The 16,769-nt window shown below is 63.0% G+C and carries 14 protein-coding genes and 5 pseudogenes; 5 read left to right on the top strand and 14 right to left on the bottom strand.

Features of this window, described 5'->3' with window-relative positions; all coding sequences use genetic code 11:
- Nucleotides 1–110 precede the first annotated feature (110 nt).
- Both MCHLDSM_RS07955 and MCHLDSM_RS40680 read right to left on the bottom strand, forming a co-directional pair.
- Nucleotides 111–881: an IclR family transcriptional regulator gene (locus tag MCHLDSM_RS07955; RefSeq protein WP_048469595.1), complete on the bottom strand. Its 771-nt coding sequence runs from the start codon at nucleotides 879–881 to the stop codon at nucleotides 111–113.
- A gap of 90 nt (nucleotides 882–971) precedes the next feature.
- A pseudogene (locus MCHLDSM_RS40680) lies at nucleotides 972–1,121 on the bottom strand (IS30 family transposase); the annotation flags it as partial.
- 139 nt (nucleotides 1,122–1,260) lie between these two features.
- Here MCHLDSM_RS40680 and MCHLDSM_RS07950 point away from each other — a divergent pair.
- The gene (locus MCHLDSM_RS07950; RefSeq protein WP_234713927.1) at nucleotides 1,261–1,569 is read left to right on the top strand and encodes an IS110 family transposase; all 309 of its coding nucleotides are present in this window, start codon (nucleotides 1,261–1,263) and stop codon (nucleotides 1,567–1,569) included.
- A gap of 165 nt (nucleotides 1,570–1,734) precedes the next feature.
- Here MCHLDSM_RS07950 and MCHLDSM_RS07945 read toward each other — a convergent pair whose 3' ends face one another.
- The 5 genes from MCHLDSM_RS07945 to MCHLDSM_RS07925 all read right to left on the bottom strand — a co-directional run bounded on the left by MCHLDSM_RS07945 (nucleotide 1,735) and on the right by MCHLDSM_RS07925 (nucleotide 7,942).
- A complete protein-coding gene (locus MCHLDSM_RS07945; RefSeq protein WP_048469593.1) occupies nucleotides 1,735–2,874 on the bottom strand; it encodes a glycerate kinase in 1,140 nt (379 codons plus the stop codon).
- Between the two features lie 28 nt (nucleotides 2,875–2,902).
- A complete protein-coding gene (gcl, locus tag MCHLDSM_RS07940; protein WP_048469592.1) occupies nucleotides 2,903–4,693 on the bottom strand; it encodes a glyoxylate carboligase in 1,791 nt (596 codons plus the stop codon).
- Between the two features lie 33 nt (nucleotides 4,694–4,726).
- Nucleotides 4,727–5,611, bottom strand: a complete 885-nt coding sequence (locus MCHLDSM_RS07935; RefSeq protein WP_048469591.1) for a 2-hydroxy-3-oxopropionate reductase — start codon at nucleotides 5,609–5,611, stop codon at nucleotides 4,727–4,729.
- A 29-nt stretch (nucleotides 5,612–5,640) separates the two neighbouring features.
- On the bottom strand, nucleotides 5,641–6,471 hold the full coding sequence (locus MCHLDSM_RS07930; RefSeq protein ID WP_048469590.1) for a hydroxypyruvate isomerase family protein: 831 nt from the start codon (nucleotides 6,469–6,471) through the stop codon (nucleotides 5,641–5,643).
- A 193-nt stretch (nucleotides 6,472–6,664) separates the two neighbouring features.
- A complete protein-coding gene (locus tag MCHLDSM_RS07925) occupies nucleotides 6,665–7,942 on the bottom strand; it encodes an aminotransferase family protein (protein WP_201780366.1) in 1,278 nt (425 codons plus the stop codon).
- Nucleotides 7,943–8,380: 438 nt separating this feature from the next.
- On the opposite strand from MCHLDSM_RS07925, the pseudogene MCHLDSM_RS35920 reads away from it, so the two are divergent.
- Nucleotides 8,381–8,762 (top strand): annotated as a pseudogene (locus MCHLDSM_RS35920) (IS21 family transposase); the annotation flags it as partial.
- A gap of 7 nt (nucleotides 8,763–8,769) precedes the next feature.
- On the opposite strand, the gene MCHLDSM_RS07920 reads toward MCHLDSM_RS35920, so the two are convergent.
- Entirely contained in the window at nucleotides 8,770–9,822 is a 1,053-nt protein-coding gene (locus MCHLDSM_RS07920; protein ID WP_048469611.1) for an IS110 family RNA-guided transposase, read from the bottom strand.
- Between the two features lie 335 nt (nucleotides 9,823–10,157).
- Between MCHLDSM_RS07920 and MCHLDSM_RS07915 the strand changes: the two genes are divergently transcribed.
- Together MCHLDSM_RS07915 and MCHLDSM_RS07910 are read left to right on the top strand one after the other, a co-directional pair.
- Complete coding sequence (locus tag MCHLDSM_RS07915; protein WP_048469588.1) at nucleotides 10,158–11,393, top strand: IS256 family transposase; 1,236 nt, start codon at nucleotides 10,158–10,160, stop codon at nucleotides 11,391–11,393.
- Nucleotides 11,394–11,420: 27 nt separating this feature from the next.
- Nucleotides 11,421–11,987 (top strand): annotated as a pseudogene (locus MCHLDSM_RS07910) (transposase); the annotation flags it as partial.
- 59 nt (nucleotides 11,988–12,046) lie between these two features.
- Here MCHLDSM_RS07910 and MCHLDSM_RS07905 read toward each other — a convergent pair.
- Nucleotides 12,047–12,640 (bottom strand): helix-turn-helix domain-containing protein, encoded by a 594-nt coding sequence (locus MCHLDSM_RS07905; protein WP_048469587.1) that lies wholly within the window; start codon nucleotides 12,638–12,640, stop codon nucleotides 12,047–12,049.
- A gap of 108 nt (nucleotides 12,641–12,748) precedes the next feature.
- Nucleotides 12,749–12,910 carry a hypothetical protein gene (locus MCHLDSM_RS38090; protein WP_156455053.1) on the bottom strand — a complete coding sequence of 54 codons (162 nt, stop codon included), beginning with the start codon at nucleotides 12,908–12,910 and terminating at the stop codon, nucleotides 12,749–12,751.
- Nucleotides 12,911–13,180: 270 nt separating this feature from the next.
- On the opposite strand from MCHLDSM_RS38090, the gene MCHLDSM_RS07900 reads away from it, so the two are divergent.
- Entirely contained in the window at nucleotides 13,181–13,642 is a 462-nt protein-coding gene (locus MCHLDSM_RS07900) for a DDE-type integrase/transposase/recombinase (RefSeq protein ID WP_053082938.1), read from the top strand.
- Nucleotides 13,643–13,901: 259 nt separating this feature from the next.
- On the opposite strand, the gene MCHLDSM_RS07895 is transcribed toward MCHLDSM_RS07900, so the two are convergent.
- From MCHLDSM_RS07895 to MCHLDSM_RS35910, 4 genes and pseudogenes are all read right to left on the bottom strand, one after another.
- On the bottom strand, nucleotides 13,902–14,714 hold the full coding sequence (locus MCHLDSM_RS07895) for a gamma-glutamyl-gamma-aminobutyrate hydrolase family protein (protein ID WP_053082937.1): 813 nt from the start codon (nucleotides 14,712–14,714) through the stop codon (nucleotides 13,902–13,904).
- A pseudogene (locus MCHLDSM_RS39160) lies at nucleotides 14,711–14,908 on the bottom strand (CoA transferase); the annotation flags it as partial. The pseudogene MCHLDSM_RS39160 and the gene MCHLDSM_RS07895, both read right to left, overlap by 4 nt.
- A gap of 80 nt (nucleotides 14,909–14,988) precedes the next feature.
- Nucleotides 14,989–16,461, bottom strand: a complete 1,473-nt coding sequence (locus tag MCHLDSM_RS07890) for an aldehyde dehydrogenase family protein (protein WP_048469586.1) — start codon at nucleotides 16,459–16,461, stop codon at nucleotides 14,989–14,991.
- Nucleotides 16,458–16,742: pseudogene (locus MCHLDSM_RS35910) on the bottom strand (acyl-CoA dehydrogenase family protein); the annotation flags it as partial. The pseudogene MCHLDSM_RS35910 and the gene MCHLDSM_RS07890, both read right to left, overlap by 4 nt.
- Between the last annotated feature and the right edge of the window lie 27 nt (nucleotides 16,743–16,769).

The raw sequence follows: 16,769 nt of genomic DNA, 5'->3' as shown, positions 1-16,769 counted from the left end.
TGACTACCACTGGGCGATGCATAGTGTCGGAAAGTGCATCACGTCGTCGAGGCTAGTCACTGGCACCGTCACGAAGCGGCTGCAAATCAGCGCCCTGATTACTCAGATGGCTATGGCACTGCGTTTTGGTCGAATTCGACCGCTAAGTCATCCGCAACCCGCCGCAGCAGGGGTGTGACATGATCGGCTGATTCGATCCGCAGACGGGCTACGGGACCCGAAATCGACAGCGCCGTCAATGTCGGTGCGCCTGGGACCGGGACGGCGAAGCACCGCACACCGACTTCCTGCTCTCCCTCGTCCAATGCATATCCACGGGTTCGACACTCGGCGAGGTCAGCGAGGAGAGTCTCGGAGGTAACGTGCGAATTAGGGGTGTGCGCCGGCATACCCGCCTTGCTAATCAGGTTGCGGACGGTCTCGTCGGGTAGTTGCAACAGCAGCGCCTTGCCGACGCCGGTGCAGTGTAGATGCACTTGTCGACCCACTTCGGTGAACATCCGCATCGAGTGCGGCGAAGGCACCTGGGCCACGTACACAGCCATGGCACCGTCGAGAACCGCCATGTTCGCGGTTTCGCCGCTCTTGGCTACTAAATTAGCCAAGTGGGGTGCGGCCCACGCCCCTATTAAGTTTGTCGCGACGTCGCCGAGTCGAATGAGTTTAGGTCCGAGCGCGTAACCGCGACCAGGCAGCTGGCGGACATAGCCTCGGGAAGCCAACGCACGAATCAGGCGATGGGCTGTGGGCAGAGGTAGCCCCGCGCGCGCAGCGAGATCGCCGAGTGCCGTAGACCCACCTACAGCGGCCATGATTTCCAGTAGATCAATGGCTCGATCAACCGACTGAACGCCACCCGATCGTGTCGCACCACTCCCCACTTACTCTCCTTTCTCGCGCGGATCGGAACAGTACCTCCGACTGGCGGAAGTACCATTATGGCGACGATAGCGTGAGCGGTTTCAAGGGTTTCATGCAACAGCTGTTGGCTTGAACGGGTTGGACAGTAGTTCATCGAGGGCCTCGGCCGGGGTATTCCAACCGAGGGTCATGCGGGGCCGGGTGTTCGGCTTGGTGGCGACGTAGTCGAGGTAGTCAGCCGGGAACACCGACAGGTGTGTCGCTTACTGGGAATGTTTGTCCGACTCTCCGGGGTGCCCGGGCTGCTAATTGAGATCTGCGCTCAGTCGCTTAGTTACGGATGCGTCAGCGGGGTGTTCCACGGGCCGCTGTTGGCGCCAATTCGACGGACGGAGCAGCGTGACCGCACAACGAGACAGGGCATGGGTAGGTATCGATGTCGGCAAGACCCACCACTGGGCCTGCGTGGTTGATGCCGACGGTAAGAAGTTGTTATCGACGAAGGTCGCCAACGACGAGGCGGATATCGTGGCGCTTATTGGCGACGCCTATTCACAAGCGAGACAGCTCGTTTGGGCTGTCGACATCATCGGCTCGCCTTCGGCGTTGCTGCTCGCCTTGCTGGCTCGAGCCGATGAGTCGGTGCGGTACGCATCTGGGCGAGTCGTCGCGGCGATGAGCGCATCAACCCTTGAAACCGCCGCGTGATGTTCGAATCTCACCGCACTCTTGTGGATGTGTGCAGCGTCCCCGAAAGACCGTGGACCCAGTTCAATTCAGACCGTCAACCTCGATATGTGCATGATAACGCGTGTAACGGGGTCCTCGGACGACGTCTCCACGAGCAGGCGATCCGCACAATACCTCCCGGACTTAGCGTCGGGGGAGCGGATGCAGATGGTTCTCAAGCAGATCGACGGCGGCGATGCCGAGCAAGTCTCGTGCGTGCACCATGGATCGCTCGGCGTCTGGTTCGTAGTCGTGGAGGGAATAGACTGCAGCGAAGGGAGATTCGTTGACCTCACATGCGGTCAACATCGAAATCCCGACGATCGCGAACGCTGGCACCCCGCTGGCGAGAGCTTCCATTCCGACACCTATTGGGGCCTTACCCCGTAACGACTGGCCGTCTAGACAACCCTCTCCAGTAACGAGGGCGATCGCCCCGTCGAGGTTGTTGTGCAACCCGACCATGTCGAGGATGACATCCACGCCGGGGCGAATCTCGGCCCCTACTACCGCGATCGCGGCGAACCCCACGCCGCCGGCGGCGCCGGCGCCGGGTACATTTCGAAGGTCGCGGCCCGTCGTCTGCGCAACCAGATCTGCCCAATGTGACAATCCGGCGTCAAGTTCGACCACCTGGTCTGGTCGCGCGCCCTTTTGGGGCCCGTAGATCGCGGCGGCGCCATGGGGACCGCATAGCGGGTTGTCGACGTCAGAGGCGATCAACAGGGCTGCATCAGCTAGGCCGGGGTGCAGGTTGGTGAGGTCGAGCGCGGACGCGGAGGCGAGCGCGCCACCTCCGTCGGGTACAGTGGTGCCCGCCTTATCGATGAGCTCGGCGCCGAGTGCGCACAGGAACCCGGCGCCACCGTCGGTGCACGCGCTGCCGCCGATGCCAATTACGATGTCTGAGCAGCCGTCGTCCAGGGCGTGGCTAACTACCACCCCAAGACCACGGCTGGATGCACGCAGAGGTTCTCCGACATTGCCGACCAATCGGCCCAGACCCGACACATCGGCCATTTCGACGACTGCGGTGTCGCCCCGGCGAGCGTAAGCGGTTCGTACGACATCGCCGACGGGCCCCGGCGCGTTCACCTCGACGGCTTGAAAGCCAGCTGCCAGGGCCGCCGATAAGGTGCCTTCTCCACCGTCTGCGATGGGACATTCGACTGTCTTCAGCGTCGGATTGCGACGCCGCAGCCCTTGCGCAATTGCACTGGCAGCTTCGGCGGCCGAGAGCGAACCCTTGAACTTGTCTGGTGCGACCACGATGTGCGCGGCCATTCCAGCCTCCTTTACTGGCCTGGATTGCCTAGTCGCTAAGGCCTGCAGCCAATAAGAACCCCTCACTTTCGGAGAGCGGTTCGAACTCATTGACGTTGTCGAGTTCGGTGCCCATCGCAATATTTGTGATCCGCTCGAGGATTATCTCCACCACGACCGGAACTTTGTGCTCCTTGGCCAAAACCTCGGCCCGCAGCAGAGCGTCGGCGATATCATCCGGGTCGGTGACACGAATTCCCTTGCAACCGAACCCTTCTGCTACACGTAGGTGATCGACGCCGTAACCCTTGGGATGGTCCTCGGGCGACCCCTCCTCGGCGTTGATGTTGTCGAAGCCGAGCGAGACGTGATAGTTCATGTCGAACTGCCTTTGGGCTTGCCGGATCAATCCCAGGTAGGAGTTATTCACCACCACATGAACATAGGGCAAGTTGAACTGTGCGCCCACTGCAAGTTCCTCGATGAGGAACTGAAAGTCGTAGTCACCGGACAGACCAACCACGGTCGCGGTCGGATCGGCGACGACGACGCCGAGCGCTGCTGGCAAGGTCCAGCCCAGAGGACCTGCCTGCCCACAGTTGATCCAATTCCGGTCCTTGTAGACGTGTAAGAATTGCCCTCCCGCGATCTGGGACAGCCCGATTGCTGAGACATATCGGGTGTTTCGGCCGAACGCCCGGTTCATCTCTTGGTACACCCGCTGAGGTTTGATGGGCACGTCGTCGAAGTCGGTCTTGCGGTGCATAGTGCGTCGGCGGTGAAGACATTCCTGCACCCAGTCGGAGCGGTCGGGCAAGCCCCCCGCGGCGCTACGCTCGCTAGCCACCGCAACCAGCTGTTCTAGAGCAGCCTTGGCGTCCGAGACAATACCGTAGTCGGGAGTGAACACGCGACCGATCTGCGTCGGTTCGATGTCGATATGGACGAAGGTGCGCCCCTTTGTGTAGGTGTCCAAACCACCGGTGTGGCGGTTAGCCCACCGGTTGCCGATGCCAAGTACGAAATCGGCGGCCAGCATTGTTGCGTTGCCGTAGCGGTGCGCCGTCTGCAGGCCCACCATTCCCGCCATCAGGTGATGGTCGTCGGGAATCGTGCCCCAACCCATCAGAGTCGGCACCACGGGCACATCGAGTAGTTCGGCCAGCTGCACCAGTAGGTGGGCCGCATCGGCGTTGACAATTCCTCCGCCAGCAACGATCAGGGGACGTTGTGCGGCAGACAACATATCCAGTACCTTCTCGGCCTGTGCGCGGCTGGCCGACGGCTTATAGACCGGGAGAGGTTGATAGGTGTCTGGGTCGAAGTCGATCTCGGCCAGTTGGACGTCGATCGGGAGGTCGATCAGCACCGGCCCCGGACGGCCTGAGCGCATCAGGTGGAACGCCTGCGCGAAGGCCCCTGGCACCTGGCCAGGCTCGAGGACCGTCATGGCCATCTTGGTGACCGGCGCCGCGATCGCAGCGATGTCGACGGCTTGAAAGTCCTCCTTATGAAGGCGCGCGACGGGAGCCTGCCCTGTGATAGCGAGAATTGGAATTGAATCTGCCATAGCCGAATACAGACCCGTAATCATGTCCGTTCCAGCCGGGCCAGATGTGCCGATGCAGATCCCGATATTGCCCGCTCTGGCACGGGTGTATCCCTCAGCCATGTGGCTGGCCGCCTCAACGTGGCGTGCCAGCACGTGTCTGATACCAGCATGCGCTCGCATTGCCGAGTAGAATGGGTTGATCGCGGCTCCAGGCAAGCCGAATGCCTGTGTCGCGCCCTCGATCTCGAGTACCCGCACGGCTGCGTCTACGGTACGCATGCGTGGCATGGTAATTCTCCTTCACTTCGTCGATTGTGAGAGTTATCGCGGACTACGGCCGGACATCCGCTCCACCCCGCGCAGGAGTGCTGAGTGGTCGAGGCCGCCATCACCGTTCTCGCGCACCGATGCCATCAGCTGAGCAAGGGCAGCACCGAGCGGCGTGACGACTCCAACTTCTCGAGATGCGCTGGTGAAAATACCGAGATCTTTGTGATGTAGGTCAATTCGGAATCCCGGATTGAACTGGCGGTCCAGCATCATCTGCGCCTTCTGATTCAATACCGTAGATCCGGCTAGGCCTCCGCCGAGCACCTTGATGGCGGCATCCGTGTCTACTCTGTACGCTTCGAGGAAGACGAGCGCTTCGGCGAGCAGCTGAATGTTGCCGGCAACGATCAGCTGGTTCGCGGCTTTAACGGTTTGGCCTGACCCATTGGAACCTACGTGCACAACAGTCTTGCCAACTGCATCGAGGATGGGTTTCGCCGAATCGAAATCGGCGACGTCACCGCCGACCATGATCGACAGAGATGCGTTGATTGCGCCCGTCTCACCGCCGGACACGGGAGCGTCGATGATACGAAAACCGCGTCGCTTCGCTTCTTTTGCGAGGGCAGCCGACACATCAGGCCGAATGCTAGAGAAGTCGATGATCAGGGCGTCGTCCCGCGCGTTGTCGAAGACTCCGCCTTCGCCGACCAATACCTCCTCAACATCGGGAGAATCCGGCACCATGACAGCAATCACATCAGCGTCTTTGACTGCGGCGGAGATGGATTCGGCTGGTGAGCCGCCCGCCTCGACAAGTGGCGCTGTTCGCTTCGGTGACCGGTTATAGCCGATGACTTGGTGGCCGGCCTTGGCGAGGTTGACGGCCATCGGACTGCCCATGATTCCGAGTCCTATAAAGGCGATGGTGCTCATTAACGTGTTTCCTTATCGTCGCTGAGGTGTCAACGTGTGATGGGGCGGCCCGTGGATGCTCGGACCGATTCGTTTAGCCAATAGAAGGGGTCCGGTCGCGTGGCCTTGTATTCCAGGCCGACGTAGCCTTCATAACCGAAATCAGTCAACCGATCGAGATATGAAGCTAGATCGAGGTTTCCGGTACCGGGCTCACCGCGGCCGGGGGCATCAGCGATCTGAACGTGGCCGATTCGCTCGGCATAGACCTCGAGGGCATCAGCAACATCGTCGCCGTTGACGTGCAGGTGATACAGGTCGGCCAACAGACGGAGGTTGTTCGCTTTGTGTTTCTGCTGCACGCGGTCGATCACTGTGACAGCGTCGCGAGCCGTCTTCAGCGGATAGGCGGCCGCCCCGCTTACCGGCTCGATGAGAACCACCGCACCGATCTCATCGGCCGCGGCCGCCGCCACTCCGAGGTTGTCGGTTGCCACGGCATCCTGCTCCTCGATCGATAGTCCCTCAATTCTGTTGCCGTAGAGCGCATTGAAGGCCTTGGTGCCAAGAGTTCGGGCGATATCGACAGCGATATCCACGTTGGCGCGGAATTCACCGATACGGCCGGGGTCGGACAAAATGCCTCGTTCACCGGCGGGCATGTCGCCCGCCGCAAAGTTCAGTCCAGTCAACTGCACACCAGCGTTTGTGATTGCTCTGATGAACGCGTCGACCTGGGCATCACTGGGCAACGCCGTCGGAAAGGGCCACCAGAACTCGACCGCATCAAAACCGGCGTCGCGCGCTGCTTGGGGGCGGTCCAGTATCGGGATGTCGGTCAACAGGATGGAGCAGTTGACGGTGTATGCAATGCGAGTCATGAGTTCCTCTCGAATGAAGCGTATGTGTATGGACTTACGCCTAGTGCCCTGCGCCGATCACGGGCTGAAATCGAGCATTGTCCGCACACACCGCCCAAACGCAGTGATTCCGTATTGCGGAATTCTCGTTTCAGCAATCGATCCAGTCCGATCGCAGCCCGAGGCCTTCGGCCTCGAGTCGCCTCCATACCGTCTAGTGCAAGGCGGCGTTGACCTCATCGAGGCCGGCCCTTACGCCCTCGACAACAAAATCTAACTGCTGTTCCGTGGCGGTCAGCGGAGGGGAAAAGCCGAGGGCGCTGATCATCGGCCGGATGAGTGCGCCGTGACGACGCACGGCGTGGGCAATCATCGCCGGTAGCCCGGGCGTGCCGGCAAGCAGCTCCGCATCGAGCTCGAGAGCCCCCAGGAAGCCTGTTCCGGCCCTAGCGTGATCCACGAGCGGATGGTCGACAACAGTTTGGAGTGCCTCAGCAAGAACGCCTTCCATCTTCATCGAACGCTCGAGGAGACCCTCACGCTCATAAATATCGAGGTTGGCAATTCCGGCAGCGCAGGCCGCCGGGTGACCGGCGTAAGTCTGCCCATGTCTGAGCACCCGCCCGGGCTCATCCCAGAAGGGAGCGGCAATGCGGGGGCTTACAATCAAACCACCCAACGGTTGATATCCGCTGGTGACGCCCTTCGCGAACGTTATAATATCGGGTTCGACTCCGAAACGCTCAATCCCGAACCACGTACCCAGACGCCCGAAGGCACAGATCACCCCGTCGGCAACGAATATGACTCCATGCCGGCGGCAAACCGCGTGCGCCTCGGCGATGTAATTAGGCGGCGGTGCAAGCACTCCGCCGGAGCCGATGACTGGCTCACAGAAAAAGGCAGCTGTCCGATCTGCGCCGACCTCAAGAATCGTCTCTTCGAGAGCAGCAGCATCGAAGGCAGGGACCTCGACAACATCTCGGATGTAAGGACCGCCAAATCTGTTGGCCGGCATACCAGCCAGAGCCGTACCAAAGCCATGTGTGCCGTGATAGCTGTGCTGCCGGTGGATCAACACGGTGCGCTCCGGCTGGCCGACCGCATCGAAGTAGGCCCTGATGATCTTCGCAGCGGACTCGATGGAGTCGCCGCCACCACTGGTGAAGAAAACCTTTCCGCCACGGATCGGCGCCCTCTCGGCGAGCTGACCGGCCAAGCGCAACGCGGGCTCGTTGACGAAGTCACCGAAACAGTGATACGCCTCCAGCTCTTTCAGCTGTTTGGTGATCGCTTGGACGATCTCAGAGCGACCATGACCCACGTTGGAGTACCAGAGACTCGCCGTCCCGTCGAAGTATCGATTGCCATCACTGTCCCAGACCCATACGTCGTCTCCGCGGACGATCGATAGCTGCTGCTGTTTGACAGCATGCATGTCGGCGAATGGGTGCCACAAAGGGTAGGTGTTTGATGCAGGCGCGGCGGTCATCATGTGCTCCTTGATCAGTGGTTCCCGCCTCGTCCACGCGGGTTTAATGAGACTAAACCAGCGCCTGACGTTTAGCAATACAAAACCTGCTGTCCTGCCCTGGCGACAACAGCGCAAGCGAGCGGACGCGTTTTGTCGGCACCGGGTGGACGCGGACACTCTTACGTGCATTTGACTGGCCGAAGCGGCTCTGCTGCAACACTTGTGACATGAGCCGCGCGAGAGTTGAACCGTCTGCTCGTCGAGCGCAAACGGTTTCGAGTGCCCCTACTTCAGGTCGAGACGCCTTGCGAGAACCGATTGTCTCAATGATCTCCTGCAGCGCCGCGCATTCGATACCTATAGCTCACAGCTGGGCCGTGCTGGGCCAGCCTGCTCGACTCGGTCTTGTCGGCTCCGGTCGAAAAGTGAGCACCCTTTTGATGGAGAGTGATCACTGTGCAGGATCGGGCGGAGACTCGTCGGCTATGTCGGTCGGAGAACCTGTCGCAGGCTGCGATCGCGCGAAGGTTGTCGCTGTCGCGCAACGCCGTGGCCAAGGCGATCAACGCCGAGGCGCCGCCACGCCATGCACGCGCACCGTCGACGACGTCGGCGTGGGCGCAGATCGAGCTGGCGTTGCAGGTTCTTCTAGGCCGGTGCCCGACGATGCCGGGCACTGTGCTCGCGCGGCGAGTCGGTTGAGCCGGCGGGCATTCCTAGTGGCCGAGAATGTCGCCGGATACGTCCGGAATACGCCCCGGCTGATCCGTGTGACCGGCTGGTGCATCTGCCCGGCGAACAGGTGCAGTGCGAGGTTGCGTCCAGCAGAGTGGCGCCTCTCTGTGTCAAGTCGTGGTGTTGGCGTCGTTGAGTAATTGTCGGTAGACGCTGTCGGAAAGTCGCCTTTTGAGGCATCGCATCGCTTCGCTGTGACTCTTGCCGTTGGCGCGTTTGCGCAGGTAGTAGGTACGTCCGGGGGTGTCTCGTCGGATCTGGGTGATGGCCATGACGTGTAAGCAGTAATTGAGTTGACGATCGCCGGCGCGCGAAAGCCGGTGCCGGACGACGTCTCCGGACGACACTTCGATTGGGGCTGTGCCGGTATAGCTGGCGAACGCCGCAGGGGAGTCGAAGCGGTGGATCGAGCCGACGCGGGAGACGATCTTGGCGGCGGTGAGCGCCCCGATGCCGTGGAGCTCGGTCAGGGTGGTACCGCAGATTTTCACCGCAGTCTCGATGTCATGGACGGCCTTGTCGATTCTGCGGTCGAGTCCACGCAGTTCCGAGATCAGATCCGCAGCCAGTGCGCGTAGCGTCTTGCCGGCGGTGTCTCGCGGGCGCACGGTGCGCAGTAGCTCAGCGGCCCGTGCGGTGTTCAGGTCGCGGCTGGCGCCGCCGGGAATGAGGTGGGTGAGAACGGTGTGAAGCCTGTTGATGGTTTGTGTGCGGGTCTTGACCAGGTCGTCGCGGTGTTCGACGAGTGCGCGTAAAGCCGTTGTTGCAGAGTCGATCTCGGCCGTGTTCAGAGAACTAGAGGTATGAGCGGCGACGCCCACTGAAACGGCATCGGCTTCATCGCTTTTTCGACCGTGTCCTCTCGAGAGGAGCCTTACTCTGGCCGCGAGCTTTGCCGGGACGTCGAGGACGGTGATGCCATCTTGACGCAGTCGAACGGTCAGTGGAGCCCCGAGACCGCTGGCGCCTTCTATCGCCCACGCGGTGTCGGGCCAGCGCCGGGCGAAGCGCAGCAGCGTTCGGTAGCCGTCTCGGCTGACCGGGACGCGGATTGTTGCCAGTGGTTGCAGCCGGGTATCAACGGCCGCGGCGGTCCACGACCGCTTGTGCGGGTCGATCGCGATCATTACCGACGGGGTGGACGTGTTCAGGGTTGATGGCACGTTGTTCCTCTGCTCGAATGGATTTCGGTTGCGAGGAGGGCACACCAACTTCGGGTCGAACAAGCCTCTCTTCAGCCACTCCACGCTGTTGGTGGTGGCCGGCCGGCAGGCCACTCTCGGAGTCAGCCCGAAGGCGACAGGTGTACGACGAGCCAGACCGGTCACCACCACAGGGAGCATCGCTGCAGGCGGCGCATCCCCGTCCGAATTCAACAAGTTGGTGTACGAGTCGGACCTGATAAGGGGTACCGGCGTGTCGTAGCCGAATGAGTGAAGGTCATCGCGTGATTCTTCGAGGGACCGTCCAAAGTCACTCGAGCAAAGGAATCAACGCGATGACCACGGCCCACAATATCGACCTGCCCGCTGTGCTCGCCGAACGACTCACCACCTGCCATCCTGACGTCTTGCGTGAGCTGCTGGCCACGTTCATCCACACCCTGATGGGTGCCGAGGCCGACGCCCTGTGCGGGGCCGGCTACGGCGAGCGCAGTACCGAACGCACCAATTCCCGCAACGGGTACCGGCACCGCCAATTCGACACTCGCGCAGGCAGTCTCGATTTAGCGATCCCGAAGCTGCGGCACGGCTCGTACTTCCCGGAGTGGCTGCTGGAACGCCGCAAGCGCGCCGAGCGGGCCCTGACCACGGTGGTGGCCACCTGCTACCTGCTCGGGGTGTCCACCCGGCGGATGGACAAGCTCGTCGAAACACTGGGCATCACCAGTCTGTCCAAGTCGCAGGTGTCGGTGATGGCCAGGGAACTCGACGACGCTGTCGAGGCGTTTCGCACCCGCCCGCTCGATGCCGGCCCGTACACCTTCCTGGCCGCCGACGCCCTGGTACTTAAGGTTCGCGAGCAGGGCCGGGTGGTCAACGTGCACGCCCTGATCGCGGTCGGAGTCAACGCCGACGGGTATCGGGAGATCCTCGGCATCGACGTCACCACCGCCGAGGACGGCGCCGGCTGGCTGACGTTCTTGCGGTCGCTGACCGCCCGCGGCCTGTCGGGGGTCAAACTGGTCACCAGCGACGCGCACGCCGGACTGGTCGCCGCGATCGGCGCCACGCTGCCCGGCGCGGCCTGGCAGCGCTGCCGCACCCACTACACGACCAATCTGATGGCCGTCACACCCAAGGCGTCCTGGCCCTGGGTCAAAACGCTGCTGCATTCGGTATTCGATCAACCCGACGCCGAATCGGTTGCCGCCCAATACGACCGGATCATCGACGCTCTGGCCGACAAGCTCCCCAAAACCACAGAACACCTCGAGGCGGCACGGGCGGACCTGCTGGCGTTCATCGCGTTCCCCAAACAGATCTGGCGCCAGATCTGGTCCAACAATCCCCAAGAGCGGCTCAACAAGGAGATCCGCCGGCGCACCGACGTCGTCGGTATCTTCCCCGACCGTGACGCGCTGATCCGTCTGGTCGGTGCTGTGCTGGCCGAACAACACGACGAATGGGCCGAATCACGGCGTTACCTCGGCCTCGACGTCCTGAGCAAATCACGCGCCGTTAACGACACCCCCACAGAACAGGAGGACATCCCCGCGGCACTGACCGCATGAACCCATCACGACGAAGAATCACACGACGACGCCGTACACCACATCCCTGGACTTGACCCAGTGCGACCTGTGGTTCCCGGGACAGCTCGAGCCAGATCACGCCGGAGCGCTGCGCTCGTATACAGTGTTTTTTAGTGATGGTTGCCGCGTATACGCGGTTCATCGTCGCGATGATGAGCCCGTTACGGGTGACCGGAGATCTGCTGGCCGGGATGTGGCAGCTGCTCCAGGGTATCGGCGCGGTGCCCCGAACAATCATGTGGGACAACGAGTCTGGTATCGGTCAGCTGACCGAAGGGATGGTCGGATTCTGCGGGGTGCTGGCTGCCCGTATCATCCAGACCGACCCCTTGTCCCCGAAACTAGGGACTGGTGGAACGCGTCAACGGCTATCTGGAGACCTCGTTCCTGCCGGGTCGGGCCTTCGCTTCAACGGCGGATATTAACGCCCAGCTGTCGGCGTGGCTGGCCGCGATAGCCAACCGCCGCATTAACGCCACCACCGGCCTGATCCCCGCCGATGCGCTGGCAGCCGATCGAGCGACGATGGCCGGTCTGCCGCCGGTGGCGCCGGCGACGGGAACGACGGTCACACATATTCACCTAAGTGATTCCACGCTGATTTGCGCGTGGACTGGTCGACACGTCTAACGTCACCGTCGGCGCCCTTTTCCTCTCCCGGTCGATGCCTGTATTCGGTGCCCTTCCAAACCGTCCCGGGGGATCGGCGGCGTCACCACCCACACCACCTCGGCAACACCCTCAGCGGAGTTCTGCCACTCGTGCATGGACTGCGCGGCGAACGTTGTTGTGTCACCGGCACGCAACTGTCGGACCGCGCCATCGACAGACAATTCGATCGCTCCTCGCACGACCAGCACGAAAATGGTGTCGGCCTCCGTCCGGTAAGCGCCACCTGAACCGCCGCCAGGCTGTACCACCGACCTGATCGCCTGTAGGTCCTCTTGCTCGGCGGGTGTCAACAAGTATTCGGTCAGGCCGACACCTCCCATGTTGAGCACAGCGCCGACGCCGACAACAGTCTCCGAGGGGTAGTCGAACAGCGACCCAAGTTTGATATCTAGCGCGTCGCAGATGCGCAGCAAGGTCGGAACCGAAATTTGTGTCTTGGCCCGTTCCGCCAGACTCAGGAAACCTTTCGTCACGCCGGCGGCTTGCGCAACATCAGAGAGCGACAGTCCCCGACGGAGGCGGGCCTCACGCAGTCGCGGACCTGCGACACCCATGCCGGACCTCGCGTCTGATCCGAGCGGGCTTTCGTCAGCCACGGAATCCGCACCTGCCTAGCGATCAACCATTGTCACATCATGAGGATAACCATGCGCGGACCGCCCTCAGCGGTTCGACGCAACATCCGCTTCCGCGACGAGTTTTCTGGCTCTGTAAATCACCGGCTTGTCACATCGTCCATTGAGGGCGACCGCAGCTAAATCCCTGCCGCCAGTATCTTTCGCGCCCAGCTGGCCGCCATTGTCGACGGCGCCCGCGGCACTCATGACGCTTCCGACCTGTTTGGGGTGCATGCATAGCGAATAGCAGCCCCGTACGGTCCTCGGGCTCAATCCCCAACTGAGAGGCGAGATTTATGCTGCGGAAGGCGAGCCGAAGAACCACATTCAGACCGCACAAGTCTTTGCGACGAGAACGCCGGTTGCTGTCACAACCAGCGGGATGACGGCAACCCGGCCACCGTGTAGGTCGGCGATCGCGTCAACCTGCGCCGCGACTTCACCGCACCGGCGGCGAACCAGGATTGATGTGGCGACATGACCGAGATCCCGACCGACGAGGGCAAGCTCTACCTGGCTACTATCCTGGATCTGTTCTCCCGCAAGTTGCTGACCAGCCCGACGGCGGAGCATCCGGGTGCCGAACTGGCCGGCGACGTAATCAAGATGGCTGCCGCGGTGCAAGCCGGACGCACTGTGATCGACGGGGTGATCTTCCACACCGACCGTAATTTGACCTACACGGCCAAGAACTTCACGAAATATGCCGCCGGCTGGGAATTGTGCAGTCGATGGAGCGGATCGGGTCTTGTTCCGATAACGCCGCCTCGGAAGCCTTCTTCTCGACGCTCAAGCATGAGGTGCTGTCCCGCATCGTTTCCGCACCCGCGCCAAATCCCGCGCTGTCGTCGTCCCCTCGTGCCAGGACTTCTACAACTTCAAACGGCGGCACAGCTCAGCCGCGTTGCTGGCGAGTACGAGAGCATCGCTGCCATCTAACTGGACGCAGCTTAAATGTAGCCCGACTGATGCAGGGGAACCCAATCTCGGAGTCGATGGCGTGGGCCCAGGCGATGGTCGGTCTCCTTTCTTGCGGCCGCCGACCAACGTCAGTCCGAGGGTGGGATCTTGTGCCAGCCGACGCACGGTCATGCTCATGGGCGGCTGGCTCGCCGCCATTGGTTCGCGAGGGCGGATCGTCGCGGATCGGAGACCATGGTTTCCAGGGTTATGGCCGAGGTACTCGCGATAGCTTTTTTCAACGCCGGTTGGGCTTGACGGCGATCCGCCGGTCGGCGTCGACGCGGGCGAGGAAGGCGCTGAACAACGCCTTGCGGTCTGCGGCGGATCCGTCCGTGTCTTCGGGGTGCCACTGGACGCCGACCAGCCAGATGTTGGGGTCTCGGTGTTCGACGGCTTCGATCACTCCGTCGAGACCTCGAGCGGCTACTCGCAGGGTGGGTGCGACGTCACCGACGGCCTGGTGGTGGCCGTTTCGCACGGTGACCTCGGTGCGTCCGAGGATTTGGGCGAGGCGCGTGCCTGCTTCGACGATGACGGGGTCGTCGATGAAGGTCGGGCTGTCGCCGTGACCTCTGTGGGGGCTGTTGGGGCCCAGGTCGGGGATGAGGGTGCCGCCGTGAGCGACGTTGATGGCTTGGGCTCCTCGGCATATCCCGAACACAGGTCGGCGGTGGTCCAGTCCCCAGCGAATGGCTTCGATGGTGCGCTCGTCGCAGCGCCGGTCGACCCCCGACAGGTTCGGAACGTCGTCGTGGTGTCCGTAGAGCGCGGGATCCATATCCCCGCCGCCAAGCAGTAGAACCCCATCGATGGCGGCGTCGAGTGGCAGCGGCGCCTCACTCGTAGGTTCGATGACGCGGAAACGTGCGCCGAGTTCGGTCAGAGTGCTTAGGACCGAGTGGGTGAAGCGGACGATCAGCGCGCGGATTTCCTCCCCGATGTCGGGGTAGTGCAGCGGTGCTATGACGCCGATGAGGGGCGCCTCGGGGTCGTCGATGGGGTTGGTGGGCATGATTTCGGCCACCGTGATCGGGGCTAGTGCGCTCATGGGAGGGTGTCCTGTCTGAGGCGGGGTGGTGCGCAACGGTACTGCGGCGGTGTGACTGGCAGGGACACGGGATTGGCGACCTGTGGTGTGCGGCTGCCGGGGACTGCAACGGTGGCGTTCAGACCCAGCTTCTCGGAGAAGGTGAACGCCTCGGCCATGTCGTTGATGGGACCGGCGGGCGACCCTACCGAGGTCGGAACGCCACCCGGTGGCGGAGGGGCCGGCGAGCACGCGGCTGAAGTCGACGACGGTGGCCCGTCGAGGGCAGCGAAGGTCATGCGCGGGGTGCTCCGCTGCGCAGGTACACAGTGGTGGTGTGGGTGAAGAACTCCCGTGCCGCGGTGCCTTGTTCCTTGGGCCCAAGTCCGCTCTTCTTAGCGCCGCCGAACGGTACGTGCGGGTCGGCGCCGGCCGATTCGGAGTTGACGTGCAGCACGCCGACGTCGATGTGCTCCATGGCGCGCAGAGCCCGGGTGAGGTCTTGGGTGAACACGGCCGCCGACAGCCCGAACTCGCTGTCGTTGGCGAGGGCGAACGCTTCCTCGGCGTCGGTGGCTCGGCGCACGGCCAGGACGGGACCGAACAATTCGTCGGTCCAGACGTCGGCAGGTTGGTCGCCGAGTTCGGCCACGGTGGGGGCGATGAAGTAGCCGCGGGCGCGGGCATCATCGGTGTAGGGCGCTCCGCCGGCCAGGATCGTGGCCCCTTGGGTGCGGGCGGTGTCGATGCCCGTGGTGATGGTCTTGCGCGCCGAGTCGCTGACGACCGGTCCCATGTGGGTGGCCGCTTGGACCGGGTTGCCCACGACAAGTGCGCGGGTGCGCTCAGCCAGGGCGTCGAGGAAGCGGTCGGCGATGCCGTCGGTGACGATTAATCGCGATGTCGCGGTGCATTTCTGACCGGTGGAGCGGAACGCGCCGAGCATCACTTGGTCCAGGGCGAGATCGAAGTCGGCGTCGTGGAGGACGACGGCGGCGTTCTTGCCGCCCATCTCTGCTTGCACCGGTACGCCGCGTGCGGCCGCGATGCTGGCGATGCGCCGCCCGATGCCGGTGGACCCGGTGAAGGTGATGGCGTCGATGTTGGGGTGGTTAACGATGCCGTCGCCGACGTCGGAGCCGCCGATCAATAGGTTGAGCACCCCTGCAGGCAGTCCGGCGGTGTGCAGGGCCCGCGCCAGGTGGGTCGCCAATAGCGGGACCGTGCTGGCGGGCTTCCACACCACGGGATTGCCGTAGATCAGCGCCGGGGCGATCTTCCAGGCCGGAATCGCGATCGGGAAGTTGAACGGGGTGATGACTCCGACGACGCCGACTGGCTTGCGGGTGACCAGGATCTGCTCCCCGGCGCGGGGGGAGGCGTAGATCTCGCCGGCCTGTCGGTCGCCTTCGTTGCCGTAGTAGCGCAGGATCTGCGCGGCCCGGCGCACCTCGCCGACACCTTCGGCGAGGGTCTTGCCTTCCTCGACCGACAGGTCGCGGCCCCAGTCCTCGGCGTGGCGGTCGACGACCTCCGCGGCGGCCAGCAGTACCGCGCCCCGGGCGGCGATCGGGGTGGCTGCCCAGGCGCGTGCAGCCTCGGCGGCCGCGGCGACCGCCGCGTCGACGTCGGCGCTGCCCGCCGCGGCGCCTTCGGCGACAATGATGTCGGGCTGCGAAGGGTCGACGCTGCTGACGTCCTCGCCGGTGCCGGCCACCCATCGTCCGGCGATGAGGTGCTGCAGGGAGGCGGGAGAAGAGGTGGTCATCGATGCTCCGATCGGGTTGCGCTGGTGGCGGTTAACGGGAACGCGGACTGCCCGGTGAGCGCCTTGCCGATCGCCAGCATGTGCATCTCGGAGTTGCCTTCGTAGGTCAGCACCGCTTCGAGGTTTTTGGCGTGGCGCAGCGTCGAGTACCCCGAGGTGATGCCGCTGCCGCCGAGCAGGGTGCAACATTCCCTCGCGATGGCCAGCGATTCGCGGACGTTGTTGAGCTTGCCCAGGGACACTTGTTCGGGGCGCACACCCTCGGTGTTCTTAATGCGTCCCCGGCGCGGATACCGTCCTCGGTTTGG

The sequence above is a fragment of the Mycolicibacterium chlorophenolicum genome (genome assembly GCF_001044235.1).
Lineage (GTDB): Bacteria > Actinomycetota > Actinomycetes > Mycobacteriales > Mycobacteriaceae > Mycobacterium > Mycobacterium chlorophenolicum.
Note: the sequence above shows the minus strand (reverse complement) of the source record. Positions and strands in the feature narration are given on the sequence as shown.